Source organism: Streptomyces achromogenes subsp. achromogenes (genome assembly GCF_000720835.1).
Classification (GTDB): domain Bacteria; phylum Actinomycetota; class Actinomycetes; order Streptomycetales; family Streptomycetaceae; genus Streptomyces; species Streptomyces achromogenes.
Map to the genome: position 1 here is coordinate 52,888 of NZ_JODT01000051.1, position 26,114 is coordinate 79,001.

At 72.4% G+C, this 26,114-nt stretch carries 24 protein-coding genes and 1 riboswitch; of the genes, 5 read left to right on the top strand and 19 right to left on the bottom strand.

From position 1 onward, the window contains the following. Positions 1-50: 50 nt before the first annotated feature. A complete protein-coding gene (locus IH25_RS0134575; RefSeq protein WP_209445408.1) occupies positions 51-1,007 on the bottom strand; it encodes a hypothetical protein in 957 nt (318 codons plus the stop codon). Positions 1,008-1,353: 346 nt separating this feature from the next. On the opposite strand from IH25_RS0134575, the gene IH25_RS0134580 reads away from it, so the two are divergent. Continuing rightward, on the top strand, positions 1,354-1,944 hold the full coding sequence (locus tag IH25_RS0134580; RefSeq protein WP_030620141.1) for a uridine kinase family protein: 591 nt from the start codon (positions 1,354-1,356) through the stop codon (positions 1,942-1,944). A 467-nt stretch (positions 1,945-2,411) separates the two neighbouring features. Next, positions 2,412-4,280, top strand: coding sequence for an AAA family ATPase (locus IH25_RS0134585; protein ID WP_030620145.1), 1,869 nt, complete (start codon positions 2,412-2,414; stop codon positions 4,278-4,280). A 60-nt stretch (positions 4,281-4,340) separates the two neighbouring features. Here IH25_RS0134585 and IH25_RS0134590 read toward each other — a convergent pair whose 3' ends face one another. From IH25_RS0134590 to IH25_RS0134635, 10 genes are all read right to left on the bottom strand, one after another. Beyond that, a complete protein-coding gene (locus IH25_RS0134590) occupies positions 4,341-5,414 on the bottom strand; it encodes a hemolysin family protein (RefSeq protein ID WP_030620148.1) in 1,074 nt (357 codons plus the stop codon). After that, complete coding sequence (locus tag IH25_RS0134595) at positions 5,411-6,745, bottom strand: hemolysin family protein (RefSeq protein WP_030620151.1); 1,335 nt, start codon at positions 6,743-6,745, stop codon at positions 5,411-5,413. The genes IH25_RS0134590 and IH25_RS0134595 overlap by 4 nt, the downstream gene beginning before the upstream one ends. A gap of 163 nt (positions 6,746-6,908) precedes the next feature. Next, positions 6,909-7,370 carry a PH domain-containing protein gene (locus tag IH25_RS0134600; RefSeq protein ID WP_030620153.1) on the bottom strand — a complete coding sequence of 154 codons (462 nt, stop codon included), beginning with the start codon at positions 7,368-7,370 and terminating at the stop codon, positions 6,909-6,911. A 14-nt stretch (positions 7,371-7,384) separates the two neighbouring features. After that, positions 7,385-8,233, bottom strand: a complete 849-nt coding sequence (hisG, locus tag IH25_RS0134605) for an ATP phosphoribosyltransferase (protein WP_030620155.1) — start codon at positions 8,231-8,233, stop codon at positions 7,385-7,387. Between the two features lie 52 nt (positions 8,234-8,285). After that, complete coding sequence (locus IH25_RS0134610) at positions 8,286-8,558, bottom strand: phosphoribosyl-ATP diphosphatase (RefSeq protein WP_007491392.1); 273 nt, start codon at positions 8,556-8,558, stop codon at positions 8,286-8,288. A gap of 34 nt (positions 8,559-8,592) precedes the next feature. Continuing rightward, positions 8,593-9,078 carry a 6,7-dimethyl-8-ribityllumazine synthase gene (ribH, locus tag IH25_RS0134615; RefSeq protein WP_030620160.1) on the bottom strand — a complete coding sequence of 162 codons (486 nt, stop codon included), beginning with the start codon at positions 9,076-9,078 and terminating at the stop codon, positions 8,593-8,595. Positions 9,079-9,101: 23 nt separating this feature from the next. Continuing rightward, a complete protein-coding gene (locus IH25_RS0134620; protein WP_030620161.1) occupies positions 9,102-10,400 on the bottom strand; it encodes a bifunctional 3,4-dihydroxy-2-butanone-4-phosphate synthase/GTP cyclohydrolase II in 1,299 nt (432 codons plus the stop codon). Beyond that, a complete protein-coding gene (locus IH25_RS0134625) occupies positions 10,397-11,038 on the bottom strand; it encodes a nicotinamide mononucleotide transporter family protein (RefSeq protein ID WP_030620164.1) in 642 nt (213 codons plus the stop codon). The genes IH25_RS0134620 and IH25_RS0134625 overlap by 4 nt, the downstream gene beginning before the upstream one ends. Beyond that, entirely contained in the window at positions 11,035-11,640 is a 606-nt protein-coding gene (locus IH25_RS0134630; RefSeq protein WP_030620166.1) for a riboflavin synthase, read from the bottom strand. Before IH25_RS0134630 ends, IH25_RS0134625 begins: the two co-directional genes overlap by 4 nt. 162 nt (positions 11,641-11,802) lie before the next feature. Continuing rightward, positions 11,803-11,933, bottom strand: a riboswitch (FMN riboswitch). A 284-nt stretch (positions 11,934-12,217) separates the two neighbouring features. After that, the gene (locus IH25_RS0134635) at positions 12,218-13,474 is read right to left on the bottom strand and encodes an ROK family transcriptional regulator (protein ID WP_030620169.1); all 1,257 of its coding nucleotides are present in this window, start codon (positions 13,472-13,474) and stop codon (positions 12,218-12,220) included. A gap of 156 nt (positions 13,475-13,630) precedes the next feature. Here IH25_RS0134635 and IH25_RS0134640 point away from each other — a divergent pair, with 156 nt between their 5' ends. The 3 genes from IH25_RS0134640 to IH25_RS0134650 all read left to right on the top strand — a co-directional run bounded on the left by IH25_RS0134640 (position 13,631) and on the right by IH25_RS0134650 (position 17,197). Next, on the top strand, positions 13,631-14,836 hold the full coding sequence (locus IH25_RS0134640) for an MFS transporter (RefSeq protein WP_387875895.1): 1,206 nt from the start codon (positions 13,631-13,633) through the stop codon (positions 14,834-14,836). Positions 14,837-14,951: 115 nt separating this feature from the next. Continuing rightward, positions 14,952-16,391: a uracil-xanthine permease family protein gene (locus IH25_RS0134645; RefSeq protein WP_030620174.1), complete on the top strand. Its 1,440-nt coding sequence runs from the start codon at positions 14,952-14,954 to the stop codon at positions 16,389-16,391. Positions 16,392-16,498: 107 nt separating this feature from the next. Next, complete coding sequence (locus IH25_RS0134650; protein ID WP_051754354.1) at positions 16,499-17,197, top strand: DUF5995 family protein; 699 nt, start codon at positions 16,499-16,501, stop codon at positions 17,195-17,197. Between the two features lie 90 nt (positions 17,198-17,287). Here IH25_RS0134650 and IH25_RS0134655 read toward each other — a convergent pair whose 3' ends face one another. The 8 genes from IH25_RS0134655 to IH25_RS0134690 all read right to left on the bottom strand — a co-directional run bounded on the left by IH25_RS0134655 (position 17,288) and on the right by IH25_RS0134690 (position 26,110). Beyond that, a complete protein-coding gene (locus tag IH25_RS0134655; RefSeq protein WP_030620180.1) occupies positions 17,288-18,985 on the bottom strand; it encodes a flavin monoamine oxidase family protein in 1,698 nt (565 codons plus the stop codon). An 86-nt stretch (positions 18,986-19,071) separates the two neighbouring features. Then, positions 19,072-19,860 (bottom strand): carbon-nitrogen hydrolase family protein, encoded by a 789-nt coding sequence (locus IH25_RS0134660; protein ID WP_030620182.1) that lies wholly within the window; start codon positions 19,858-19,860, stop codon positions 19,072-19,074. Between the two features lie 293 nt (positions 19,861-20,153). Beyond that, positions 20,154-20,606: an Lrp/AsnC family transcriptional regulator gene (locus IH25_RS0134665; protein WP_030620185.1), complete on the bottom strand. Its 453-nt coding sequence runs from the start codon at positions 20,604-20,606 to the stop codon at positions 20,154-20,156. A 27-nt stretch (positions 20,607-20,633) separates the two neighbouring features. Then, the gene (locus tag IH25_RS0134670; RefSeq protein ID WP_030620188.1) at positions 20,634-22,121 is read right to left on the bottom strand and encodes an amino acid permease; all 1,488 of its coding nucleotides are present in this window, start codon (positions 22,119-22,121) and stop codon (positions 20,634-20,636) included. Between the two features lie 364 nt (positions 22,122-22,485). After that, the gene (locus IH25_RS0134675) at positions 22,486-23,928 is read right to left on the bottom strand and encodes a GuaB1 family IMP dehydrogenase-related protein (RefSeq protein WP_030620191.1); all 1,443 of its coding nucleotides are present in this window, start codon (positions 23,926-23,928) and stop codon (positions 22,486-22,488) included. A 132-nt stretch (positions 23,929-24,060) separates the two neighbouring features. Further along, positions 24,061-24,390 (bottom strand): barstar family protein, encoded by a 330-nt coding sequence (locus IH25_RS0134680; RefSeq protein WP_030620194.1) that lies wholly within the window; start codon positions 24,388-24,390, stop codon positions 24,061-24,063. After that, positions 24,387-24,809 (bottom strand): guanyl-specific ribonuclease, encoded by a 423-nt coding sequence (locus tag IH25_RS0134685; RefSeq protein ID WP_030620196.1) that lies wholly within the window; start codon positions 24,807-24,809, stop codon positions 24,387-24,389. The genes IH25_RS0134680 and IH25_RS0134685 overlap by 4 nt, the downstream gene beginning before the upstream one ends. Positions 24,810-25,066: 257 nt before the next feature. Then, on the bottom strand, positions 25,067-26,110 hold the full coding sequence (locus IH25_RS0134690) for a sugar-binding transcriptional regulator (RefSeq protein ID WP_030620198.1): 1,044 nt from the start codon (positions 26,108-26,110) through the stop codon (positions 25,067-25,069). Positions 26,111-26,114: the final 4 nt, after the last annotated feature.

Consider the following 26,114-nt stretch of genomic DNA (forward strand, 5'->3'; position numbering starts at 1 on the left):
GGGCAAGGAGGGACGAGAAGGAGCAAGGAGGAGCAAGGAGAGCGGATGGGTCAGCCCGGCCCCGGGACGGGCAGGCCGCAGGCGCGCCGGGCCCGGGACAGCTGCTCGACGGGGTCTCCGAAGGCGCTCCAGGGCATGCGCGAGGCGTACGGGCCCATCGCCGCGAACACCGCCCGGGCCTCGAACTCGCGCTGGGCCATCACCAGCGCGTGCGCGAGGTAGGCGAGGTCGAGCACCGGGGTGAAGCGGTAACCGGCCACCGCGGGCAGCCAGTTCTGGTAGATCGCCAGCGCGGTGGAGCGCCACTGGGGCTGTTCCCAGACCCGGTCGGCGAGCAGCTGGGTGGGGTTGTAGCTCTCCACCAGGGCCACCAGGGGCAGCAGCCGCAGAGGGGAGTCGGCGGGTGCCCGCTGGCTGAGGAAGGCGGCGACGTCCCAGGCGGCGGTGACCGAGCCGCCGTGGCGGGTGAAGAAGCAGGACAGGAAGCGGTGGTGGGCCTCGCGGTGCCAGGGGTCCAGGGACAGGATGTGCGCGAACAGCCGCCAGGGGCCGGGCGGCGAGGTGAGCAGGCCCTTCGGGGCCGGGTCGCGCAGCCGGTGCAGCCGGGCCATGGAGAGCCGCGCGACCCAGGGCGTGGGGTCGGCGGGGGCCGCCTCGGCGGCCCGGTCGCAGGCGGCCAGCGCTATCCGCTCCAGCGCCTCGGCGCGCTCGTCGCGCGCGTCGGCGGCCCGCAGGGCGCGCTGCACCGCCACCCGCGCCCACATCAGCGCGGCCTCGGGGGTCGGCTCCTCGGCGAGCCAGCGCTCCACCAGATCGCTGCCGGCCGCCTCGGAGGCGAGCACCAGCGAGCGGTGGGCGCGCAGGCCGAAGTCGGTACGGGTCTCGGCGAGGGCCTCGTCGGCGGACCGGTAGCGCCCGGCACGCACGTCGACGCAGACACTCGCCAGCACCCGGTCGTCGGCCGCCGGATGCCACACATAGTGCCCTTCGAATAAGTCCGCGGCCATATCCCCCTGCCCGTCACCGTGCGGCGCATCACGTTGCGCAGGAGGCACCTTACTCAGCGTGGGCCACACCCGGAACGCCGAATTCGACATATCGGTCAGCGGATTCGGATTGTTTATCGACGCGTTCGACTGGCCCGCGGCCGGTGATTCAAGGCGGGACTTTTCCCGGTCCGGCCACTCCCCCGGCTCCCCGGCGGCTGCCGGCGGCTCGCACCGGCCCTGACGGCCCCCGTCGGCCCCGGCGGCCCGCAGCGCCCTCGCCGGTTGCCGCCCCGCCGACCCCCCGACACCCGCCACTAGACTGTCGCGCGGAAAACCGGCCCACCTCGCACCCCACCCTCGGGAAATGACCATTCACGACCTCGCCGCCCGGCTGCGCGGGCTCCCCCCGTCCCTGGGGCCGGTCCGGCTGATCGGCGTGGACGGGCACGCCGGATCCGGCAAGTCGACCTTCGCCGGGCGGCTGGCGCGGGCGCTGGGCGGGGCACCGGTGGTCCACCTCGACGACTTCGCCAGCCATGAGCACCTGTTCGCCTGGACCGGCCGGCTCACGACCCAGGTGATCGAACCGCTGGGCCGGGGCGAGAGCGGGTACGTCACCCCCTACGACTGGCGGGCCCGCGCCTTCGGTGCCCCGCTGCCGGTGCCGGCCGCGCCCGTGGTGCTGCTCGAGGGCGTCGGCGCCGGCCGCCGGGCGCTGCGGCCTCATCTGGCCCGGCTGCTGTGGATGGAGCTGCCCCGGGAGGAGTCCTGGGCGCGCGGCCGGCGGCGGGACGGGGCGGAGCAACGGGAGTTCTGGGACGGGTGGGTCGCGGCGGAGCACGCGCACTTCGTCACCGATCCCTCACGCCCCCACGCCGATCTCCTGGTGCTCCAGCGACCGGAGGGGTACGAGGTGCTGCCGGGACCGGCCGCGGACCCCCGGATCCCCGTCTGATGTGACGCTCGGTGACGGATCCTCCGCGATGTGGTGAACCTGTGAAGACTCTTGCGACAGAAGTTATCCCAGTACCTCAACTTCGCTTGACCGAGGGCCCGTACAAGACTTACGTTCTGAATGTGCGGCTTTCGGAGCCGCCCGCCGACACGAAGCCCCCGGTTGTTCCCCCGTGACCGGGGGCTTCGTTCTGCCCGCGGGACCCCCTTTCCGCGCGCCGGCGCGGCGGTCCTCTCACCCTCGGTCACGAAATCCCGTGCGCCCCGTCTGCCCCCACCTCGCCGAACGCCCTGTGCGGCACCCTTCGGCAGGTACCCGCACCGCGGGTACGATGCCCTCGGTGCGACCTTCGAGCGGCAGCCTCGCGCACCTGCAACTCCGTTCCGCGGTACGGCGGTTCGACCGCGGTGGCCATCGGGCGACTGCCCGCTGGTGAACCACGGGTGCACGGTCTGTGGGGGGACGGGATGGACTTCGGCACGCAGGGCCCCGAGGCGCCGGCCGACCTCGCCTGGCTGCGGGGCGTCGACGCCTACACGATGGGCGCCTACCCGCAGGCGGAGGAGGAGTTCCGCACCGCGGTGCGGATCGACCCGGGCATGGCGGACGCCTGGCTCGGACTGCACGCGCTCCGGGTCGACACCACCACCGCGCTGCTGCGCATGTTCCGGCACCGCGACCGCTTCGGCGAACAGCGCGCCCGGCACCGCCGCACCCTCAACTCCTGGTACTGGCTGGGCTGGTGGGTGCAGCCCGTGCTGGAGAGCCCGCGCGATCTGCTGCTGGCGCACGCCTCCCACTGGCTGGACGGCCGGCACGTGCCCGAGCTGGACCGCGCCCTCGCCGGCCTGCCCCCGGTCGACACCGACGCCCAGGTCCGCTTCCTGCACGCCTGCCGCGCCTATCTGGTCAAGGACTGGGATCAGCTGGTCCGGCACACCGATCCGCTGCTGGACGATCCCCTGCTCGGCATCGAGGCCGGTCTCTTCGGCGGCATGGCCCGGGTCCGGCTGGAGATGTACGGCCAGGCCGAACCCCTGCTGTCGGCCGCGCTGATGCGGTGCCGCAGCGAGCAGCCGCAGCGCAAGGAGCTGCGCTACTGGCTGGCGCGGGCGCACGAGGGCACCGGGCGGTCGGCCGCCGCGCTCCCCCTGTACCGGGCGGTGCACCGGGTCGACCCGGCCTTCATGGACACCTCGGCCCGGCTCGCGGCGATCGCCGAGGGCGACGGGTACGACGAGACGGGCGACCTCGCCGCGATCACCCTGACCGGCGCGGGACAGGACACGGTGGACGGCCCGGACGGGTTCGATCCGCTGTTCGGCACCGAGGGCCGCGATCTGCGGCTGCCGGAGCCCGACCTGCCGACCGGCCCGCCGCCGTCGGTGGCCGACCCCTCGGTGCGGACCAGAACCGGCCCCGCGGGTTCCGCCCCGCCGGTCCCGGCCGGGCCGACCGACCCCGCGTTACTCGAGCAGGCGCTCGCCGAGCTGGAGCGCATGGTGGGCCTGGAACCGGTCAAGCGCCAGGTCAAGGCGTTGTCCGCGCAGCTGAACATGGCGCGGCTGCGGGCCGGACAGGGCCTGCCGGTGCAGCCGCCCAAACGGCACTTCGTCTTCTCCGGCCCGTCCGGCACGGGCAAGACCACGGTCGCGCGCATCCTGGGCCGGGTGTTCTACGCCCTGGGCCTGCTCGGCGGCGACCATCTCGTGGAGGCGCAGCGGGCCGACCTGGTCGGCGAGTACCTGGGGCAGACGGCCGTGAAGGCCAACGAGCTGATCGACTCCGCGATCGGCGGGGTGCTGTTCGTGGACGAGGCGTACTCGCTGTCCAACTCGGGGTACGGCAAGGGGGACGCGTACGGCGACGAGGCGCTCCAGGTGCTGCTGAAGCGGGCCGAGGACAACCGCGACCACCTGGTGGTGATCCTGGCCGGCTACCCGGAGGGCATGGACCGCCTGCTGGCCGCCAACCCCGGGCTGTCCTCCCGCTTCACCACCCGGGTGGACTTCCCCTCGTACCGGCCGCAGGAGCTCACCGAGATCGGCAAGGTGCTCGCGGCGGAGAACGGCGACCAGTGGGACGACGAGGCGCTGGAGGAGCTGCGGTCGATCGCCGGGCACGTGGTCGGGCAGGGGTGGATCGACGAGCTGGGCAACGGACGGTTCCTGCGGACGCTGTACGAGAAGAGCTGCGCGTACCGGGACCTGCGGCTGTCGTCGTACGCGGGCCCGCTGTCCCGGGAGGACCTGGCGACCCTGCGGCTGCCCGACCTGATGCAGGCCTACGGCGAGGTGCTGTCGGGGCGGGGGCCGCAGGATCCGTCCGGCTACTAGCGGACCGCGGGATCCGTCCGGGTACTGGTTGAGCGCCCCCGAAGGGGCGCTCAACCAGGGCTACCCGGCGAGTGCCTCCTCCGGCTCGCCGCTCGCCCTGGGTTCCGGCATCTCCCGGTGCGCCGGGTCCCGGACCTCGCCCACCAGCATCTCCAGGACGTCCTCCAGGGCCACCAGGCCCAGCACCTTGCCGGTCGCGTCGGCGACCTGGGCCAGATGCGTGGCCGCCCGGCGCATCACGGTGAGGGCGTCGTCCAGCGGCAGCTCGGCGCGGAGCGTGGCCATGGGCCGCCAGACCTGCTGGGGGACGGCCCGGTCGGAGTCCTCCAGGTCGAGGACGTCCTTCACGTGCACGTATCCCATGAAGGGGCCCTGGCCGGCCGCGGCGACCGGGAAGCGGGAGTAGCCCGTGCGGGCGGTCAGCTCCACGATGTCCCCCGGGGTGACCGAGGGCTCCACGACGACCAGGGACTCGCGGCGCAGCAGGACGTCCGTCACCGGGCGGGAGCCCAGTTCCAGGGCGTCCTCCAGCCGCTCGCGCTCCTCGGGGCCGAGCAGTCCGGCCTCGCCGGAGTCCTCCAGCAGGCGGTTGAGCTGCTCGGTGGTGACGACCGCCGCCACCTCGTCCTTCGGCTCGACGCGGAACAGCCGCAGGATGCCCTGGGCGCAGGCGCCGAGGGCCACGGTGACCGGTTTGCACAGGCGGGCGAACCAGACCAGGCCGGGGCTGAGCCAGAGCGCCGCCTTCTCGGGCGCCGCCATGGCCAGGTTCTTCGGCACCATCTCGCCGATGACGAGGTGGAAGAAGACCACCGCGGCCAGCGCGATGACATAGCCGAGGGGGTGGATCATGCCGTGCGGCAGGTGGATCCACTCGAACAGCGGCTCCAGCAGGTGCGCCACCGTCGGCTCGGCGACCGCGCCGAGGGTCAGGGAGCAGACGGTGATGCCGAACTGGGCGGCGGCCATCATCTGCGGCAGCCGTTCCAGGCCGTAGAGCACCTGGCGGGCGCGGGCGGTGCCGAGCGGTTCGATCTGGCTGCGGCGGACGGAGACGAGCGCGAACTCGGCGCCGACGAAGAAACCGTTGGCGAGCACGAGCAGCGCCGCGAAGACCAGTTGCAGGACGCTCATCGGGCGGCCTCCGGCACGCTCGCCACGGGGGCCGTCCTGACCAGGCGGACCCGTTCGGCGCGGTAGTGGCCGACCTGGCGGACCGAGAGCCGCCAGCCGGGCAGTTCGGCCCGGTCGCCGGGGGCCGGGATCCGGCCGAGCAGATCGGCGACCAGTCCGGCCACGGTCTCGTACGGCCCCTCGGGCACGTCGAGTCCTATGCGCGTGAGGATGTCGACGCGGCAGCCGCCGTCCACGTCCCAGGCGGGCCTGCCGTCCTCGGGCGGGGCGGGGGCCAGTTCGGGCATGTCCTTGGCGTCGTGCTCGTCGCGGACCTCGCCGACCAGTTCCTCGACGATGTCCTCCAGGGTGACCACACCGGCCGTGCCGCCGTACTCGTCCACGACGACCGCGATGGGCTGCTCGCTGCGCAGCCGGGCGAGCAGGGGCTGCACGGGCAGGGTCTCGGGGACCAGCAGCGCCTTGCGGGCGATGCGGCCGACCGGGGTGCGCAGCCGGTCGTGGACCGGGACGGCCAGCGCGTCCTTCAGGTGGGCCATGCCGACGACCTCGTCGATCTTCTCCCGGTAGACGGGGAAGCGGGACAGTCCGGTGGCCCGGGTGAGGTTGACGACGTCCTCGGCGGTGGCCGAGACCTGCAACGCGCTCACCTTCACCCGCGGGGTCATCACGTGCTGTGCGGTCAGCTCGCCCAGGGACAGGGTGCGCACGAACAGGTCGGCCGTGTCCTGCTCCAGGGCACCGGCCAGGGCGGAGTGCCGGGCCAGCGAGACGAGTTCGCCGGGGGTGCGGGCGGAGGCCAGTTCCTCGGCGGGTTCCACGCCCAGGGCGCGGACCAGCCGGTTGGCGACCGTGTTCAGCGCGGAGATCACCGGGCGGAACAGCAGGGCGAAGCGGTGCTGCGGGCCGGCCACGAAGCGGGCCACCTGCAGCGGCCGGGAGACCGCCCAGTTCTTGGGCACGAGTTCGCCGATCACCATCTGGATCGCGGAGGCCAGCAGCATGCCGACGACCACCGCGATGCCGGCCGCGGCCCCCTCGGGGACGCCGAGCGCCGCGAACGGGCCGCGCAGCAGCTCGGCCAGCGCGGGTTCGGCGAGCATGCCGACGACCAGGGAGGTGATGGTGATGCCGAGCTGGGTGCCGGAGAGCTGGAAGGACAGCTCCTTCAGCGACTCCACGACCGTGCGGGCACGGGGGTCGCCGTCGGCGGCGGCCTTCTCGGCGTCCGGGCGTTCGACCGTCACGAGGCCGAACTCGGCCGCCACGAAGAATCCGTTGGCGAGGATCAGCAGGAAGGCCGCGGCGAGCAACAGCAGGGGGATGGTCACGCTGCCACCGCCTTGCCGCTATGTCGGGCAGGGGTGGCGCGGGTACTACAGGACGATCCGTCCATCGCCGGAGTAGGTCACTCCTCGGGTAGCAGGAACCCCTGGGCACCGGGTGGCGCGCAGGGGCGGAGGCGCAGCGGGACGCCTCCGCCCACCAGATTAATCAAGATCTGGGCTCGTGCGGCAGGGCGGGCGAGCCGGAGCGGGCCTCGGCGAGTTCCCTCAGGGTCCGGGCGTCGGCGATGGCCTGCCGCTTGGCGATGCCCGGCTGGATGCCGAGCGCGGGCAGGCTGGTGCCGTCGCTGAGGTCGAGGAAGACCCAGGGGTCACCCGGCCGGAGGTTCACCCGGAGGATCTCCGCCCAGGCCAGGCGCCGCTTGCTCGCGATGTTGACGACGGTGACGCCGGATTCCTCGGCGACCACCCTCACCCGGGCCAGCTGGGCGAGCACCCAGAGGCAGAGCGCGCCGGTGACGATGAAGCTGAGCCGGGAGCCCGGGCCGAGGTCCTCCAGCAGCAGGGCGATCCCGGAGATCACCACGAAGATCAGGACTCCGGCGGTGAGCAGGATCGCCCGGGTGTGGCCGGGCCGGAAGGTGACGGGCAGGTCGGGCAGGTCGGGCATCTCGGGCGTATCCCTCAGAGGCGGCAGGCGTGGATGGCCGTGGTCAGGATGGCGCGGGCGCCGATGCCGTAGAGGTCGTCCATGATCCGCTGGGCCTCCTTGGCGGGGACCATGGCGCGGACGGCGACCCAGCCCTCGTTGTGCAGCGGGGAGACGGTCGGGGACTCCAGGCCGGGGGTGAGCGCGACGGCCTTCTCCAGCTGCTCCACCCGGCAGTCGTAGTCCATCATCACGTACGTCCGGGCCACCAGGACGCCCTGGAGGCGGCGCAGGAACTGCTGGACCTTGGGCTCCTCGGCGTCGGCACCGGTGCGGCGGACGACGATGGCCTCGGACTTCATGATCGGCTCGCCGAAGACCTCCAGGCCCGCGTTGCGCAGGCTGGTGCCGGTCTCCACGACATCGGCGATGACCTCGGCGACACCGAGTTCGATGGCGGTCTCGACGGCGCCGTCCAGGTGGACCACGGAGGCGTCGATGCCGCTGTCCGCGAGGTGCTTGGCGACGATCCCCTCGTAGGAGGTGGCGACCGTGCGGCCCTTGAGGTCCTCGATGCCGTGCGCGGTGCCGGGCTTGGCGGCGAAGCGGAAGGTGGAGCGGGCGAAGCCGAGCGGCAGGATCTCCTCGGCCTCGGCGCCGGAGTCGATCAGCAGGTCGCGGCCGGTGATGCCGATGTCGAGGCGGCCGGAGGAGACGTAGATCGCGATGTCGCGGGGGCGGAGGTAGAAGAACTCGACCTCGTTCTCCGGGTCGACGATGCGCAGTTCCTTGGACTCGCGGCGCTGCTGGTAGCCGGCCTCATGCAGCATCTCCGCCGCAGGGCCGGAGAGTGAACCCTTGTTGGGGACGGCGATGCGCAGCATGAGGTCGGCTTCCTTCGTTCGTTCTCTACGGGGTGGTGTGTGCGGGTACGGCTTACAGGTGGGCGTAGACGTCGTCCAGGGAGATGCCGCGGGCGACCATCATCACCTGGACGTGGTACAGCAGCTGCGAGATCTCCTCGGCCGCCGCCTCCTTGCCCTCGTACTCGGCGGCCATCCAGACCTCGGCGGCCTCTTCGACGACCTTCTTACCGATGGCATGGACGCCCTTTCCGACCAGTTCCGCGGTGCGGGAGGTGGCGGGATCGCCGTGGGCGGCCTTGTGCTGGAGCTCGGTGAACAGCTCCTCGAACGTCTTCTTGGACATGGTGAGCCCCACCCTAGCCGTTGTGGCGGCCGGCCTAGTGCCAGGGTTCGGATACCGAGCGGAGCGTGGCCGCCGTCGCCACGGCCGCCGTCACCGCCTCGTGGCCCTTGTCCTCGCTGGAGCCCTCCAGGCCGGCCCGGTCCAGGGCCTGCTCCTCGGTGTCGCAGGTGAGCACGCCGAAGCCGACGGGGACGCCGGTGTCGACGGAGACCTGGGTGAGGCCCTGGGTGACGCCCTGGCACACGTAGTCGAAGTGCGGGGTGCCGCCGCGGATGACGACGCCGAGGGCGACGATCGCGTCGTAGCCGCGGCCCGCGAGGACCTTGGCGGCGACCGGCAGCTCGAAGCTGCCGGGGACCCGGATCAGGGTCGGCTCGTCGATGCCCAGGTCGTGCAGGGCGCGCAGGGCGCCGTCCACCAGGCCGTCCATCACCTTCTCGTGCCACTGCGCCGCGATGACCGCGACCCTGAGGTCGCTCACCTTGCGTACGGACACGTCCGGTGCACCCTTGCCGCTCACGTCTTACCTCCGTGCTCTTTCGCTTACTGGTTGCCGCAGGCCGACACGGCGGGCGTGTCGAGCCAGGGCAGGTCGTGGCCCATCCGGTCCCGCTTGGTGCGCAGGTAGCGGAGATTGTGCTCACCGGCCTGGACGGGCATCGGCTCCCGGCCGGTGACCTCGATGCCGTGGCGCCTGAGGGCGTCGGTCTTGTCGGGGTTGTTGGTCATCAGCCGGACCTCGCGCACGCCGAGGTCGGCGAGGATTTGCGCGCCGGCGCCGTAGTCGCGGGCGTCGGCGGGCAGGCCGAGCTCCAGGTTGGCGTCCAGGGTGTCGTGGCCCTGCTCCTGGAGTTCGTAGGCGCGCAGCTTGGACAGCAGGCCGATGCCGCGCCCCTCGTGTCCGCGCAGGTAGACGACGACTCCGCGGCCCTCCTCCTGGATGCGGCCGAGGGCGGTGTCCAGCTGGGGGCCGCAGTCGCAGCGCAGGGAGCCGAAGACGTCGCCGGTGAGGCATTCGGAGTGGACGCGCACCAGCACGTCCCGTCCGTCGCCGAGGTCGCCGTGGACGAGGGCGACGTGCTCGACGCCGTCGACGGTGGACCGGTAGCCGTAGGCGGTGAAGGTGCCGTGCCGGGTGGGCAGGCGGGTCTCCGCCTCGCGGCGGACGGTGGGCTCGCTGCTCCGGCGGTAGGCGATCAGGTCCTCGATGGAGATGATCGTCAGGCCGTGCTTGCGGGCGAACGGGATCAGTTCGGGCAGGCGGAGCATCCGGCCGTCCTCGCCGGCGATCTCCACGATGGCGCCGGCCGGGCGCAGGCCCGCGAGCCGGGCGAGGTCGACGGCGGCCTCGGTGTGACCGTTGCGGGCGAGGACGCCGCCGGCCCTGGCGCGCAGCGGGAAGACATGGCCGGGGCGGACGAAGTCGGTGTGCTCGGCCGTGCCGCTCGCCAGCAGGCGGAGCGTGGTGGCGCGGTCGGCGGCGGAGATGCCGGTGCTCACACCGTGAGCGGCGGTGGCGTCCACAGAGATGGTGAACGCGGTTTTCATCGACTCGGTGTTGTCCTCGACCATCTGCGGCAGCCGCAGCCGGTCCAGTTCCCCGCTCTCCATGGGCGCGCAGATCAGTCCCCGGCACTCGCTCATCATGAAGGCGACGATCTCGGGGGTGATCTTCTCGGCGGCCACGACGAGGTCGCCCTCGTTCTCCCGGTTCTCGTCGTCGACGACGATGATCGGGCGTCCGGCGGCGATGTCGGCGATGGCCTGCTCGACCGGGTCGAGCACGAAGCTGTCGTAGGTGTCGGTGTCGGGGGTGTCGTGGAGGGCGGGTGCCGAGGTCATGCCGGCGCTCCTTCCAGTGTGGGCCGCGCGGCCTCGCGGGAGCGCAGCCACCAGTCGCGCATGCCCCACAGGACGAGTGCGCCGTAGATGACGTAGACGAAGCCGGAGAAGGCGTAGCCGTTGGCGAAGTTCAGCGGGACGCCGACCAGGTCGACGAGCAGCCAGGCGAACCAGAACTCGACCATGCCCTTGGCCTGGGCGTACATCGCGACGATGGTGCCGACGAAGATGTAGGCGTCGGGCCAGGGGTCCCAGGACAGGGACGGGTAGGCCTGGAAGAGCAGGGCGACGGCGACCGTGCCGGCGCCGGCGCCGGCGACCATGGCCGCGCGCTCGCGCCAGGTGGCGAACCGGGGGCTGATGTGGCCGTCGCCGGACCGGTTCCGGGTGCGCTGCCACTGCCACCAGCCGTACAGCGCGACGGCCATGACGACGACCTGCTTGCCGGCGCTGCCGGTCAGATGGCCGTAGAAGGCGGCGAACAGGACGAGGCCGGACAGGAACTGCACGGGCCAGGTCCACAGGGAGCGGCGCCAGCCGAGGGCGAGGGTGATCAGGCCCAGGATGTTGCCGGTCATGTCCGACCAGATGATGTGCTGGCCGAAGAGGGTGAACGCCTCGGAGTTCAGCCAGTTCACCGGTCCGCCTCCTGTCCGGCCGCGAGCAGCCGCTCCACGTACTTGGCGATGACGTCCACTTCGAGGTTGACCGGGTCGCCGGGCTGCTTCACGCCGAGCGTGGTCAGGGCGAGGGTGGTCGGGATGAGGCTCACCGTGAAGTGGTCCGAGGCCGCCTCCACGACGGTCAGGCTGATGCCGTCGACCGTGATGGAGCCCTTCTCCACGACGTAGCGGGAGAGGTCCGCGGGGAGGGAGATCTTCACGATCTCCCAGTGCTCGGACGGCGTGCGGGCCAGGATCTCGCCGGTGCCGTCGACGTGTCCCTGCACGATGTGCCCGCCGAGGCGGGCGCCGACGGCGGTGGGGCGCTCCAGGTTGACGCGGGAGCCGACGGCGAGCGCGCCCAGGCTGGAACGCTTCAGGGTCTCGGCCATGACGTCGGCGGTGAACTCGTCGCCCTCGTGCTCGACGACGGTGAGACAGACCCCGTTCACGGCGATGGAGTCGCCGTGCCGGGCGCCCTCGGTGACGACGGGGCCGCGCAGCCGGAAGCGGGAGGCGTCGCCGAGGTTCTCGACGGCGGTGATCTCACCCAGCTCTTCGACGATTCCGGTGAACACTTCCCGGGTCCTCCTGCCTCTTCGGGCACGGACTCCGGGGCTGTCGATGACGACAGAATCCACGGGTGAGCACACACCGAGAGGCGTCGCCGAACGGACGCGTCCACAGAGGGACGAGCCTCGGTACGGCGGCGCGCACACGGATACACGCGTGCCCGCCCGCCGCGCACTGCCTCCCATCCGGACTTTAACCGTCGGTCCAGGAATTTCACCTGGTCAACCGGCCGCTGGAAGCGACCGGGTCGCGGACTGTAACCGCCGGTTCGGACTTTCACCGACCCCGGAGTGCGCTGCTTCTGGTACAGGCCCAGTCTGCCACGCCCGCCACTCGTCCATAGGGGTGGGTCGTGTGGCCTCCCTCACAGTGGGTACCGGCGCTTTCGCGCCATGCGACCGTCGCGGGCAACCGCTCGGCGGGCCAACCGGGTTGAGGTTGGTCCGGACCATTGACCCTACTGGTCTAGTCCTCTTAAGGTGCGGACGGGCTCGGCGGCGGTGACGACGGCCCTTGCCCGCCGCCGGGCCGCCAATGCGGGGCCGACCGGGAGCGCCGCCAGGGGGGCGATCGGGGGGCCGGTTACCGCTCCGGCTGTCCGAACAGCTCGTCCTGCGCCCGTTCCCGCGCGGTGATCAGCGCCCCGCGCAGCACGGCCGCGCCCCCGAGGCCGCTCGCCCGCACCTCCGTGGCCAGCGGCGACATCCGGCGCAGCCGCTCCTCCACCAGCCCCGCGAGCACCGCTCCCCCGGCCCGGCCGATCTCCCCGCCGAGCACCACGCAGCCGGGGTCCAGGACGGCCACCACCGAGGCCGCGCCGACGGCGACCCGGTCGGCCAGGGCGTGCAGGAAGCGCTCGTCGGCCGCGGACGCCCGCGCCACCGCGTCGCGCACCACGCGCGCCGCCCCCGACCCGTCCGCCGCACCGCGCACCGCCCGCGCCGCGCCCCCCGCGCCCTCGGTCCCGTCCGCCGCGCCGGCCCCGCCCTCCGGTCCGGGCGCCGGAAGTCCGCAGTCGGCGGCCAGCGAGACGACCGCCGCCGCCCCGGCCAGCGAGTGGAAGCCGCCGTCGCAGTCGGTCGCCGACGGCAGCGTGTCCGTGCCCGGAACCGGCAGGAAGCCGATCTCGCCGGTGCCGCCGGAGGCACCGCGACGCAGGGTGCCGTCCAGGACGACCGCGGCGCCGACGCCGTGCCCCAGCCACAGCAGGACGAAGGTGTCCCGGTCCCGGGCGGCACCCTCGCGCTGCTCGGCCAGGGCGGCGAGGTTCGTCTCGTTCTCGACGGTCACCCGGGCGCCGGGCAGCCGGTCCTGGAGGGCGGCGACCAGGCTGCGGTGCCAGGCGGGCAGTCCGGCGGAGTCCCGGAGGTCGCCGGTGGCCGGGTCGATCAGGCCCGGCGCTCCGATGCCGACCGTGTGCAGCCGGTCCGCGCCGCCCTCCTTCACGGCCCGCTCCACCGCGGCCACCGCCTGTTCCACGGCGGGCCCGGTCCCGGTGTCCCCGCCGATCGGCGCGGACGCCTCGGCGAGGACCCGCCCGAGCAGGTCGGAGACCAGGACGAGGACGCCTTCGGTGCGCACGTCGAGCGCGGCGAGGTGGGCGCGGCCGGCGACGATGCCGTAGAGCCGGGCGTTGGGGCCCCGGCGCTGCTCGCCGGACTCGCCGACCACCTGGATCAGCCCGGCGGCCGTGAGCCGGTCCACCAGGTCGGCGACGGTGGGCCGGGACAGGCCGGTCAACTGCTTCAGCTGCCCCGCCGTCAGCGGGCCTTCCTGCTGCAACAGCCGCAGGGCCAGCCGGTCGTTGAGGGCCCGGGCGGTGCTGGGTGATGCGGGCATGTCGGGAATCCTCCCAGATCGCGGACCGGACGGTCGTACGCGCCGCACGGCCTCCCCTATCTATCAGGCAGGGTTCCTGATAATTTACGCGCCGGATCGCCGCGAAGGACGGCCGGGGAGGGACAAGGAACATGAGGGACAAGGACCATGGGTGACATGAGCCCGGCACACGACGAGGTGCGGCGCGCCCGGTACGCCGTGGCGGCCGTGTTCGCCGTGCACGGCTCCGTGACCGGGTCGTTCGCCACGCGGGTGCCCTGGATCCAGGAGCACGCCGGGCTGAGCGCCGGCCAGCTGGGGTTCGCGCTGGCCTTCACCGCGTTCGGTGCGGCGTGCGCGATGCCGCTGGCGGGCCGGGTCACCCACCGCTTCGGCAGCCGTGCGGCCCTGCGCGGGCTGCTGGCGCTGTGGACGCTGGCCCTGGTGCTGCCGTCCGTCGCGCCGAACCTGGTCACGCTGTGCCTGGCGCTGTTCGCCTACGGCGCCTCCTCGGGCATGTCCGACGTCGCGATGAACGCCCTCGGCGTGGAGGTCGAGCGGCTGCTGGGCAAGTCGGTGATGTCCGGGCTGCACGGCATGTGGAGCGCGGGCGCCCTGACCGGCTCGGCGGCCGGCACCCTGGCCGCGCACCTCGGCGCGGACGCGCGGCTGCACTTCGCGCTGGCCTCGGCCGTCCTCACCGTGCTCGGCTGGACGGTCTGCGGCTGGGTGCTGGACGTCCAGCCGGCCGAGGACGAGGAGCCGCCGCCGCGGTTCGCGCTGCCGCCGCGCTCGGCCCTGCTGATCGGCGCGGTCGGGTTCTGCGCGGTGTTCGCCGAGGGCGCGACCCTGGACTGGTCGGCGGTGTTCCTGCGGGACCGGCTGGACAGCTCGGCCGGGCTGGCGGCGTCCGCCACGACCGGCTCCATGCTGACCATGGCGGTGGCCCGGATCGCCGGGGACGCGGTGGTGAACCGCTTCGGCGCGGTCCGTACCGTGCGGGCCGGCGGGGTGCTCGCCGTGCTGGGCGGGCTGCTGATCGTGCTCGCGCGGCACCCGGCGCCGGCGATGACCGGGTTCGCGCTGATGGGGCTCGGCATCGCGGTGGTCGTCCCGCTGTGCTTCGCGGCCGCCGGACACGCCGGCCCCAACCCGAGCCAGGCCATCGCGGGCGTGGCGACCGTCACCTACACCTCCGGGCTGATCGCGCCGAGCCTGATCGGCGGGGTGGCGCAGGCGACCAGCCTGATGGTGTCGTTCTGTGTGGTGACGGCGCTGGCCTGCGGGCTCGCCCTGTTCGCGGGCGTGCTGCGGGCCGCCGAACGCGGGGACCGCGCGGAGGCGGATCCGCAGGGCGCCGCGGTGTCCGGTCCGCACCCCTGAAGCGGTCGTCCATGTGAACCGAGTTCACATGGACGACTGCTGGGGCGGAGAACCGCCGCTTACCCGCACAATGGTTCGGACCGTCCTCATGTACGTAAGAAAGCGAAACCCCACCATGGACCTCGGCGTGCGCTGGAAACTGCACGGTGACGGGCGCACGCCCGCTCCCGGAGCGGTGGTACGCCCCGACGAACGGCTGTCCTGGCCCCGTACCGTGGGCCTGGGCGCCCAGCACGTGGTCGCGATGTTCGGCGCCTCCTTCGTGGCCCCCGTGCTCATGGGCCTGGACCCGAACCTGGCGATCATGATGTCGGGCGTGGCGACCGTGATCTTCCTGCTCGCCACCCGCGGCCGGGTGCCGAGCTACCTCGGCTGCTCCCTGTCGTTCGTGGGCGTGGCCGCCGTCATCCGCGCCCAGGGCGGCACCAGCGCGACCGTGACCGGCGCGGTGCTCGTCGTCGGCGCGGTGCTGTTCCTGGTGGGCCTGGCCGTGCAGCGGTTCGGCGCGCGGATCATCCACGCCGCCATGCCGCCGATCGTGACCGGCGCCGTCGTCATGCTGATCGGCTTCAACCTGGCCCCGGTGACCGCGTCCACCTACTGGCCGCAGGACCAGTGGACCGCCCTGCTGGTGATGCTCTTCACCGGGCTGGCGGTCGTCTGCCTGCGCGGCTTCTGGTCGCGCATCGCCATCTTCCTGGGCCTGGTCTTCGGCTACGGCATCTCCTGGGCCTTCGACCGGATCTTCGGCAAGATCCACTCCGTGAGCCCGAGCGGCAAGGTCACCGACCACTGGCGGCTGGACCTGTCCGCGGTCTCCCACGCCGACTGGATCGGGCTGCCCCAGCTGCACGGGCCGTCCTTCCAGTGGTCGGCCGTCCTGGTCGCGCTGCCCGTGGTCATCGCCCTGGTCGCGGAGAACGCGGGCCACGTCAAGGCGGTCGGCGAGATGACCGGCGACCCGCTGGACGACAAGCTCGGCACGGCGATCTCCGCCGACGGCGTCGCCTCGGTGCTCTCCACCGCCGTCGGCGGCCCGCCGAACACCACCTACTCGGAGAACATCGGCGTGATGGCCGCGACCCGGGTCTACTCCACCGCCGCCTACTGGGCCGCCGCCGGCTTCGCGCTGCTCTTCGGCGTCTGCCCGAAGTTCGGCGCGGTCGTGGCGGCCATCCCGGGCGGGGTGCTCGGCGGCATCACCGTCATCCTGTACGGCATGATCGGCCTGCTCGGCGCCCAGATCTGGATCAACGCCAAGGTGGACCTGCGCAACCCGCTGAACCTGGTCCCGGCCGCCGCGGGCATCATCATCGGCGTCGGCAACGTCTCCATGAAGTTCACCGACACCTTCTCGCTCAGCGGCATCGCCCTGGGCACCCTGGTCGTCATCACCGGCTACCACGCCCTGCGCGCCTTCGCCCCGGCCCACCTGAAGACGCAGGAGCCGCTGCTGGACGAGGGCACGTCGACGTACGACACGGAGGCGGACGCGGAGGCGGACGCGGAGAGCGGTCCGCGGGCCGACACCCGGGCGCCGCACGCCAAGTCCTAGCCGGCGCCCCCGCGTTCCGGCGCCCCCGCGTTCCGCCGTTCGCCCGTTCCGGCGAAGCACCGGGCCGGTCGGCACACCGGCCGGCACCGGGCTGGGACGCTTCCGCCATGGCTTCCCCCCTGGCGCGGCCCGCGGCATCCGCCCCCTCCGTCGACGCCGTCGTGGCGCGGATGCGCGCGCTGGACACGGCCCTGCCCGCGCGGGACGGCGTCGCCGTGTTCAACCGGGTCTACCTCACCGTCACCGAGGAGGTCGGCCGGCGGCTGGACGCGGGCGAGTTCCCCGATCCGCGGGCGGCGGGCACCCTGGACGTGCGGTTCGCACAGCGCTATCTGGCGGCGGTCGACGCGGCTGGCGAGGACCGCCGCCCGCCCGCCTGCTGGCGGCCGCTGTTCCAGCTCCGCCGCCACCCCGGAGTGCGCCCGCTGCAGTTCGCGCTGGCCGGCGTCAACGCCCACATCGGGCACGATCTGGCCCTGGCCGTGATCGACACCTGCCGGACCCTCGGCTGCGAACCGGCCGAGCTGGAGGACGAGTTCGACCGGGTGGGCGAGCTGCTCGTGGCGCTGGAGGAACGCGTCCGCGAGGATCTGATGCCGGGCCCGGATCTGCTCCAGATCGCCGACCCGCTCACCCATCTGCTGGGCTCGTGGAGCCTGGAGCGGGCCCGGGACGCGGCCTGGGCGGCGGCCCGCGCCCTGTGGGCGCTGCGGTACTGCGCCGGGATCGCCGAGGAGTTCACCGAGCGGCTGGACGCGGCGGTGGGGTTCGCGGGCCGGATGCTGCTGACCCCGCTGCCCGGCTGAGCGGGCCGCCGGACCGCACCGTGGGCTGGCGAAGGCGCGGGCGGCCGGAATCCCGGTCCCGGCCGCCCGCGCCTCGGTCCGTCTCCCGGGTCAGTCCTCGGGAAGCTCCACCGGCGCGATCTCGTCGTAGACGTCACCCGGGCCCGGGTTCGACGGGTCGGTCGTGCCGCCGAAGTGGTGCATCACGCCCCACACCGCGTTCAGCGCGGTCTGCACGGCGCCCTCGGCCCAGCCGGCCGTCCAGGAGATGTCGTCGCCGGCGAGGAAGATGCCCCGCTTGTCCTCGGGCAGCCGGTCCTGCATGAAGTGGGTGAACAGGCGCCGCTGGTAGCGGTAGTGGCCGGGCAGGTTGGCCTTGAACGCGCCCATGAAGTAGGGCTCGTTCTCCCAGGAGACCGTCACCGGGTTGCCGATGATGTGCTTGCGGATGTCGACCTTCGGGTAGATCTCGCCGAGCGACTTCAGCATGACCTCCATCCGCTCGTTCGCGGAGAGCGGCAGCCACTTCAGGCTGTCGTCGCACCAGGTGTACGACAGGCAGATCACGGCGGGCTGGTCGGGGCCGTTGTCGAGCAGGTAGGTGCCGCGGGTCATGCGGTCGGTGAGCGTCATCGACATGACGTCCCGGCCGGTCTCCTCGTCCTTGTCCAGCCAGAAGGGCCGGTCGACGGGGACGAACAGCTTCGAGGACTCCATGTAGTGGGTGCGCTCGATGGCGGTCCAGTGGTCGATCGGGAAGAGCGAGTCGTCGCAGGCGATCTTCGACAGCAGCATCCAGGACTGGGCGGTGAAGATCGCCGCCTGGTAGGTGCGGATGTCGCCGTTCGCGTCCGTCACGGTGATCCGGTTGCCCGCGGTGCGGTGCAGCCGGGTCACGGCCGGGCGCGGCTCGCCGTCCACGTGCAGCGTCTTCAGCGAGGTGCCGTGCGGCCAGTGGACGATCTTCTCCGGCTCGCGCTCCCACAGGCGCAGCGGCAGCTGCTGGGAGCCGCCGACGATGCCGCGGTGGTGGTCGTCGGCCTCGGTGTAGACGACGCGCAGGATCTCCAGGATGGAGTTCGGGAAGTCGGTGTCCCAGCCGCCGGTGCCGAAGCCGACCTGGCCGAAGATCTCCCGGTGCCGGAAGGACTTGAACGCCTCGGAGTCGCACAGGAAGCCGTAGAAGGTCTGGTTGTCGAGCTTCTCGACCAGCTTCGCCCAGATCTCCCGGATGCGCGGCACGTCCCGCTCGCGCATCGCGCGGTTCATGTCGGAGAAGTCGGCGCCCTCCTCCAGGCACTTGTTCCAGGCCGCGGCGACGTCCCGGTACACCTGGGGCAGGTCGTCGATGGTGACGGCGTAGTGCGACTCGCCCTTGAGGTCGACCACGGTCGAGGGGGTGGCCTCGGCCAGCGGGTTCGGGAAGGGCCTGGTTTCCAGGCCGACCAGGTCGATGTAGTGCTGGAGGGCGGTGGAGGACGGCGGGAAGCGCATCGCGCCCATCTCGGCGGTCAGCGAGTCGTCGCAGCCCTCGAAGCCGACCGTGCGGAGCCGGCCGCCGATCTGGTCGGCCTCGTAGACGACGGGCTTGAGGCCCATCTTCATCAGCTCGTAGGCGGCGACGATGCCGGACAGGCCGCCGCCGATGACCGCGACCTCGGTGCCGTGCTCGGTCGCCGGGACCTGGCCGAGGCCCGCCGGGTGGGCGAGGAAGTCGTCGTAGGCGTAGGGGAAGTCCGGGCCGAACATGGTGATCGGCGGCTGCTGCTCGTCGGTGTGCTCGACGGCGTTGGGCACCGTGGACGTCATGGGGGTACGGACTCCTTGCGTGGTGGAACAGGGTGGGGCTGCCGCGGCCGCTTGCGCGCGGCCGTCCTTCGCGGTGCGCCCGCGGCTCAGACCAGGGACCCGTACAGACCGGGGCGGCGGTCCGCCAGGTACGGGTTGTTCTCCCGGGAGGCGGCCAGGAAGGCGGGGTCGGCGTCGGCGAGCACCAGCTGCTCGGCACGGCCGGCCCGGGTGCGGGCGACGCCGTCGGGACCGGCCAGGACGGAGAGGCCGACGAACTCGAACTCCCCTTCCTCACCGACCCGGTTGACATACGCGACGTACATCTGGTTCTCGAAGGCGCGCACCGGGATCATCGACTCGGCGACGAACTGGAAGGGGTGCATCTGCGCGGTCGGGACGACGAGGAGGTCGGTGCCGGCCAGGGCGTGGGCCCGGACGTTCTCCGGGAACTCGACGTCGTAGCAGATCAGCAGGCCCACGGTGAGCCCGTTCAGCTCGGCCTGGACGACCTGCCGCTCGCCCGGCGTGAAGTGGTCGCGCTCGAAGCAGCCGAAGAGGTGGGTCTTGCGGTAGTTGGCGAGCCGGGTGCCGTCGGCGGAGATCAGCTGGGCGGAGTTGAAGACGGTGTCGCCGTCGCGCTCCGGGTAGCCGTAGACGAGGGCCAAGCCGTGCCGGGTGGCGATCTCGGCGACCGCGTCGGCCGAGTCGCCGTCGGCGGGCTCGGCGAGGCGGGCGATGTCGTCGCCGATCGCGTACCCGGTGAGGAACATCTCCGGCGCGGCCAGCAGCCCGGCGCCCGCGGCGGCGGCGCGGCCCGCGGCCTCGTCGAGGACCTTGAGGTTCTCGGCGATCGAGCCGGGACGGCCGGAGCTCTGGAGCAGGGCGGTGCGCATGCGTGATCCTCACCGGAACGGGGGGTTGGGGGGTCAGAAAGACGGTACGGGCGGCGCGTCCGGCCGGACAAGAAGGAGCCGTTGCGCGCGCGTGCGCAGTTTGTTGCGTGGGAAAGGGGCTCGGCGGTGATTCGTTGCGCGGACCGGTTGGGTGTCCCCCGAAAAGCAGACGGGGCGCCCTGTCGTCCGCCGGGTGCGGGCCGTGCGGGGTTGCTCGCGCAGTTCCCCGCGCCCCTTCAGGGGGCGCTGCCCGCAGCCGGCGACGACAAGGCGCCCCGGGCCGCCGTCCGCTCCTACCCCGGCGCCCCGGAGGAGAAGCGGCGCAGCAGGGGTGACAGGACCAGGACGGACTTGGTGCGTTCCACGAACGGCTCGCCCGCGATCCGCTCCAGGACCCGCTCGAAGTGCCGCATGTCGGAGGCGAAGACCTGGGCGATCGCGTCCGCGTCGCCGGTGACGGTCGACGCGGCCACGACCTCCTGGTACCGCTCCAGACCCCGCTGGATGGTCTCCGGAGAGGTGTTGCTCCGGCAGTAGATCTCGATGTACCCCTCGGTCTCCCAGCCGAGCGCCGCCGGGTCCACCCGGACGGTGAACCCGGTGATGGCTCCGGTGGCCCGCAGCCGGTCCACGCGCCGCTTCACCGCAGGCGCGGAGAGTCCGATCAGCTGCCCGATGTCCGCGTAGGAGCGGCGGGCGTCCTCGGCGAGGGCGTGCACGATGCGTTCGTCGAGATCGTTCAGCACAGGGGGTCGTTCACTTCTTCGGTTCGGTCACTTCACTGCCGTCACCGCGAGGTCGTCGTCGGTCGCGAGACGGGAACGGCGATAGCCGTACAGGAAGTAGAACACGAGCCCGGCGGCCATCCAGCATCCGAAGACGACCCAGGTCACGGTGTCGAGGCTGAACATGTTGTACGCGCAGAACAGGAAGCCCAGCACCGGCAGCACCGGCCCGAACGGCACCTTGAAGGTCCGCTCCAGGTTCGGCCGCTTGTAGCGCAGCACGATGACCGCGATGTTGACCAGTCCGAAGGCGAACAGGGTGCCGATGCTGGTGGCGTCGACGAGCTTGCCCAGCGGGATGAGGGCGGCGAGCGCACCGCAGAACAGGGAGACGATCACCGTGTTGAGGCGGGGGGCGCCGGTCTTGCGGTGGACCTTGCCGAGCGCCTTGGGCACCAGGCCGTCGCGGGACATCGCGAAGAGGATGCGGGTCTGGCCGTAGAGCACGGTGAGCACCACGCTCGCGATGGAGATGACCGCGCCCAGCGCCAGCATCGTGCCCCAGAAGGTCTGGCCGCTGACGTCGTTCATGATCGCGGCGAGGGAGGCCTCCGAGCCGTCGAACTTCTTCCAGTTCCAGGCGCCGACGGCGACACCGGCGACGAGCACGTACAGCGCGGTGACGATGATCAGCGACAGCATGATCGCCCGCGGCAGGTCCCGCTTGGGGTCCTTGGCCTCCTCACCGGCGGTGGAGGCGGCGTCGAAGCCGATGTACGAGAAGAACAGCGTGGCACCGGCGGCGCTGACGCCGCTCATGCCGAGCGGCATGAAGTCGGCGTAGTTGCCGGACTTGAAGCCCATGATGCCGACCGCGCAGAACAGCACCAGGGCGACGATCTTCACGCACACCATGATCGTGTTGGCGCGGGCGGACTCGCGGGCGCCGCCGAGCAGGGACACCATCGCCAGCAGGACGACGATCAGCGCGGGAAGGTTGATGACGCCGCCCTCGCCGGGGGCCGAGGAGAGCACGCTCGGGATGGTGACGCCGATGGTGCCGTCCAGCAGCTCGTTGAGGTACTCGCCCCAGCCGACGGCGACGGCGGCCACCGAGACGCCGTACTCCAGGATCAGGCACCAGCCGCAGACCCAGGCGACCAGCTCGCCCATCGTTGCGTATGCGTACGAGTAGGAGGAGCCGGCGACCGGGATGCTGCCCGCCAGCTCGGCGTAGGACAGGGCCGAGAACAGCGCGGTGAGGCCGGCGATCACGAAGGACAGGGTGATGGCGGGGCCGGCCTCGGGGACGGCGTCGCCGAGGACGACGAAGATGCCGGTGCCGAGGGTGGCCCCGATGCTGATCATGGTCAGCTGCCACAGCCCGAGGGAGCGGCGGAGCTCTCCTCCTTCGCCCTGGCCGCCCTCCGCGACCAGGCGTTCCACGGGCTTGCGACGCATCAGGCGCGCGGCGACGCCCGGGGACGCGGGGGCGGCCGGTAGGGGGTTCTGCGGGGGTGCGCCTTGGTCGAGCACGCGCTGGCTCCTTTATCGCTGCCGGTGTGGTGCGGACGCGGACCGGCAGGAGAGCCGGCCCTCGTGGACGGGGACCGGTGGGCCTGCGAGGGCAGGAACCCACCGAGCGGGGTCCCCGCCACGCACGTACTAGCGCAGCACCCTACGAGGCGGGCCTTCACGGGCGTAATGCAGCAACCTTGCGCATCCCCGCAGAATCATTGCGTTCATCGGGCCCGGATGACAAATCGTTGCGCGCGCGCTTTCGACCGTTGCGCAACGCCCTGAAGAGCACCTTTTCCGAGGTCGGGGATACGCCGACGGCCCCCGCCGTTCCCGGGTGGGGAACGGCGGGGGCCGTCGTGCGGGTGCGGTGAGCCGCGGGTCAGCTCCAGCTGGCGTGCAGCGGCTTGCCCTCGGCGTAGCCGGCCGCGCTCTGGATGCCGACGATCGCCTTCTCGGCGAACTCCTCCAGCGAGCCGGCGCCGGCGTAGGTGCAGGAGGAGCGGACGCCCGCGATGATCGAGTCGATCAGGTCCTCGACGCCCGGGCGGGCCGGGTCGAGGAACATCCGGGAGGTGGAGATGCCCTCCTCGAACAGCGCCTTGCGGGCGCGGTCGTAGGCCGACTCCTCCGAGGTGCGGTTCGCCACGGCGCGGGCCGAGGCCATGCCGAAGGACTCCTTGTAGGCACGCCCGTTGGCGTCGTGCTGGAGGTCGCCCGGGGACTCGTACGTACCCGCGAACCACGAGCCGACCATCACGTTGGACGCGCCGGCCGCGAGGGCCATGGCGACGTCGCGGGGGTGGCGGACACCGCCGTCGGCCCACACGTGCTTGCCGTACTTCTTCGCCTCGGCGGCGCACTCCAGGACGGCGGAGAACTGCGGGCGGCCCACGCCGGTCATCATGCGGGTGGTGCACATGGCGCCCGGGCCGACACCGACCTTGATGATGTCGGCGCCCGCGTCGACGAGATCCTTCACACCCTCGGCGGAGACGATGTTGCCCGCGGCGATCGGCACCTTCGGGTCGAGGGCGCGCACCACCTTGATGGCGCTGATCATCGACTCCTGGTGGCCGTGCGCGGTGTCGATGACGAGCGTGTCCACGCCCGCGTCGAGCAGCTGCTTGGCCTTGCCCGCCACGTCGCCGTTGATGCCGACGGCGGCGGCGATGCGCAGCTTGCCGTCGGCGTCCACGGCCGGGGTGTACAGCGTGGCGCGCAGGGCGCCCTTGCGGGTGAGGATGCCGGCGAGCCTGCCGTCCTTGTCGACGGCCGGGGCGTAACGGCGGTTGTGGTGGTCGAGGGTGTTGAAGGCCTCGCGCGGGTCGATGTCGGCGTCCAGCAGGAGCAGGTCCTTGGACATGACGACCTCGAGCTGGGTGAAGCGGTCGACGCCGGACAGGTCGGCGTCGGTGACGACACCGACGGGCCGCTGGTTCTCGTCCACGACCACACCGGCGTTGTGCGCGCGCTTGGGCAGCAGCGCCAGGGCGTCGGCGACGGTCTGGTGCGGGGCCAGCACGATCGGGGTGTCCAGCACCAGGTGCCGGCTCTTCACCCAGGAGATCACGTCGGTGACGACGTCGATCGGGATGTCCTGCGGGATGACCACGAGCCCGCCGCGGCGGGCCACCGTCTCGGCCATGCGGCGGCCGGCGATGGCGGTCATGTTCGCGACGACGAGCGGGATGGTGGTGCCCGTCCCGTCCGGCGAGGCGAGGTCCACGCCCTGACGCGAGCCCACCGCGGAGCGGCGCGGCACCATGAACACGTCGTCGTACGTCAGGTCGTACGCGGGCTGGATGTCATTGAGGAAACGCACGTGCTGCACATCCCAGTCGATCAGAGGTGACCCCCTGGCAGGTGTGCCAGGGGGAAAGAGCACGTACTTCATTCTCCCATGGCGGGGCGTCCGGCATGCCCTGACAGAACATCCAGGGTCGTCGCCGGACGGCTAGGAGGTTCCTCCAAGGGCAAGGGCGACGGTGAGGGCGGCCGTCCGGTCCGCGGCCTCGGTGAGGACCTCCTCGGCGGTCCGCCACTCCTCGGGCCGGGCCCCCGCGTACGGCCGCCAGCCCCGGACGACGATCAGCAGCCCCCGTTCCACGGCACCCTCGGGCCAGACCGTGTGATCGGACAGGGAGTCGGCCAGCGCGTCCCAGTTGCGGCCGAACCAGTCGGGCAGCGCCAGGGCCCGGGCGACGCGGTCCATCAGGCCCGCCTTGTCCGTGACGCCGTCGAGGTCGAGCACGGCCACGAGCGGGCCGGCCTGGTCTTCGCTCATCTCAGTACCGCCCGGAACGAGTCGTAGTGGTCATCGGTGTAGTAGATCTCCCCGCCCTGCCCGGTGACCAGGCGCCGGGCGCCCCGGTCGCGGGAGCCGGGGGTCTTCACGGTGTACTCGTGGTAGTAGCCGCGCGGGTGCCGGGGCAGGTGTCGCTCGAAGTTCCCGAAGACGGCTCCGTCCTGGGCGTAGGGGAAGGGCCCGCCCCGGTCGATCAGGGCCAGTGTCCGGCGCGCCTCGGCGGGCAGCCGGGACGCGGGGACGGTGGCCATGCCGTGCGCCCAGGCCGGGGCGGAGGCGCCCGGGGAGGCGCGGGAGGCCGGGGAGCCCGGCGGGGAGCCGCCGGAGCATCCCGTCAGGAGAACGGCGAGACAGACCAGAAGCCCGGCGAGGACGCGGGGGACGAACCGTGGCGGCATGCGTCGATGCTGCCACGGCCGTCCGGCGCGGGCCCGCCGAGGTCGAACACGAACACCTTGGGCACCCGCCCGGCCCAAGCGCCGGACGCCGTGGGCACCCGCCCGGACCCGGTGCCGGACGCCCTCCAGGGCCGCCGGACCCGGTGTCGGAGCCCGCCGGAACCCGCCCTCGGAGCCCGTCGGCCCAGCCCCCGATTACCGGCGGAAAAGCGCACGCCCCCGCTGCCGGAGACCCTCCGGCCCGCCGGGAGCCGCTGTCAGACCCCGTCGGGGTCCTGGCGGCTGAGCGCCGGCTTCGGCGCCTGGCCCGCCGTCAGCAGGTAGTCGGCGGCCGAGGTGTCGGTCACCAGGCTGGTGACGAGCCCGGAGCGCAGCACCGCGTCGATCGCGGCGGCCTTGCGCTGCCCGCCCGCGATCGCCACCACCTCCGGGATACGGCGCAGCTGGTCGGTCTTGACCGTGATGCACCGCTCCCCCAGGTCCCGGCCGATCCGGCGCCCCTCGGCGTCGAAGAGGTGCGCCGACATCTCGGCGGCGACACCGAGCGAGGCGTAGTGCGCGCGCTCCTCGTCGCTGAGCATGTCGTGCACGGTCGAGATGCCCGGCTCCCAGGAGCCGATGGAGACACAGGCGACCGTGACCTTGTCGAAGTACTCGAAGGCCCGGGCGATGCCGGTCTGGTTGCGCAGCGCCGCCGCGGTGGCCGCGTCCGGCAGCAGCATCGGCGCGTAGATGGGGTGCGCGTCGCCGCCCGAGACCTGGGCGGCCCGGCGGACGGCCTCCACCGAGCCGCGCTCGGCGGTCCCGGCGTCGTACACGCCCGTCAGCTGCACCACCGTGCACGGCGGCAGCCGGTCGAGGGCCGCCGCCATGTGGATGGTGGACCGGCCCCAGGCCAGCCCGAGCACGTCGCCCTCGTTGACGAGTTCGCCGAGCAGGTCGGCGGCGACCTCACCGAGGTTCTCGGGGTCCGGGGTCTCCTCCGCCTCGGCCGGGGACTCGACCACGACGGCGTGCCTGAGGCCGTAGCGGGCGCGGAGCGCGTCGGAACGCTCGGCGTCCAGCTCGGCCGGCACACGGATCTCGATGCGTACGAGGTCCCGTTCGAGGGCGGTCTCCAGGACCCGGGCCACCTTGAAGCGGCTGACGCCGAACTCCTCCGCGATCTGGATCTTGGACTTGCCCTCGAGGTAGAAGCGGCGGGCCATGGCCGCCGCCTGCACCAGCTCAGCGGGTCCCATCCGCATGGCTGACCGGCCCGCCGACATACCCGACACGGCGATCTCCTCACTGCTGTTCACACTC

Coding starts and splice junctions, on each gene's coding strand:
- IH25_RS0134620 (WP_030620161.1), bottom strand. CDS start 10,400: ATGACCTCGGCACCCGCCCTCCACGACACCCCCGACACCGACACCTAC.
- IH25_RS0134610 (WP_007491392.1), bottom strand. CDS start 8,558: ATGTCCAAGAAGACGTTCGAGGAGCTGTTCACCGAGCTCCAGCACAAG.
- IH25_RS0134635 (WP_030620169.1), bottom strand. CDS start 13,474: ATGCCCGCATCACCCAGCACCGCCCGGGCCCTCAACGACCGGCTGGCC.
- IH25_RS0134600 (WP_030620153.1), bottom strand. CDS start 7,370: ATGCCCGACCTGCCCGACCTGCCCGTCACCTTCCGGCCCGGCCACACC.
- IH25_RS0134580 (WP_030620141.1), top strand. CDS start 1,354: ATGACCATTCACGACCTCGCCGCCCGGCTGCGCGGGCTCCCCCCGTCC.
- IH25_RS0134585 (WP_030620145.1), top strand. CDS start 2,412: ATGGACTTCGGCACGCAGGGCCCCGAGGCGCCGGCCGACCTCGCCTGG.
- hisG (WP_030620155.1), bottom strand. CDS start 8,233: ATGCTGCGCATCGCCGTCCCCAACAAGGGTTCACTCTCCGGCCCTGCG.
- IH25_RS0134680 (WP_030620194.1), bottom strand. CDS start 24,390: ATGAGCGAAGACCAGGCCGGCCCGCTCGTGGCCGTGCTCGACCTCGAC.
- IH25_RS0134660 (WP_030620182.1), bottom strand. CDS start 19,860: ATGCGCACCGCCCTGCTCCAGAGCTCCGGCCGTCCCGGCTCGATCGCC.
- IH25_RS0134575 (WP_209445408.1), bottom strand. CDS start 1,007: ATGGCCGCGGACTTATTCGAAGGGCACTATGTGTGGCATCCGGCGGCC.
- IH25_RS0134590 (WP_030620148.1), bottom strand. CDS start 5,414: ATGAGCGTCCTGCAACTGGTCTTCGCGGCGCTGCTCGTGCTCGCCAAC.
- IH25_RS0134685 (WP_030620196.1), bottom strand. CDS start 24,809: ATGCCGCCACGGTTCGTCCCCCGCGTCCTCGCCGGGCTTCTGGTCTGT.
- IH25_RS0134655 (WP_030620180.1), bottom strand. CDS start 18,985: ATGACGTCCACGGTGCCCAACGCCGTCGAGCACACCGACGAGCAGCAG.
- IH25_RS0134640 (WP_387875895.1), top strand. CDS start 13,631: ATGAGCCCGGCACACGACGAGGTGCGGCGCGCCCGGTACGCCGTGGCG.
- IH25_RS0134645 (WP_030620174.1), top strand. CDS start 14,952: ATGGACCTCGGCGTGCGCTGGAAACTGCACGGTGACGGGCGCACGCCC.
- IH25_RS0134650 (WP_051754354.1), top strand. CDS start 16,499: ATGGCTTCCCCCCTGGCGCGGCCCGCGGCATCCGCCCCCTCCGTCGAC.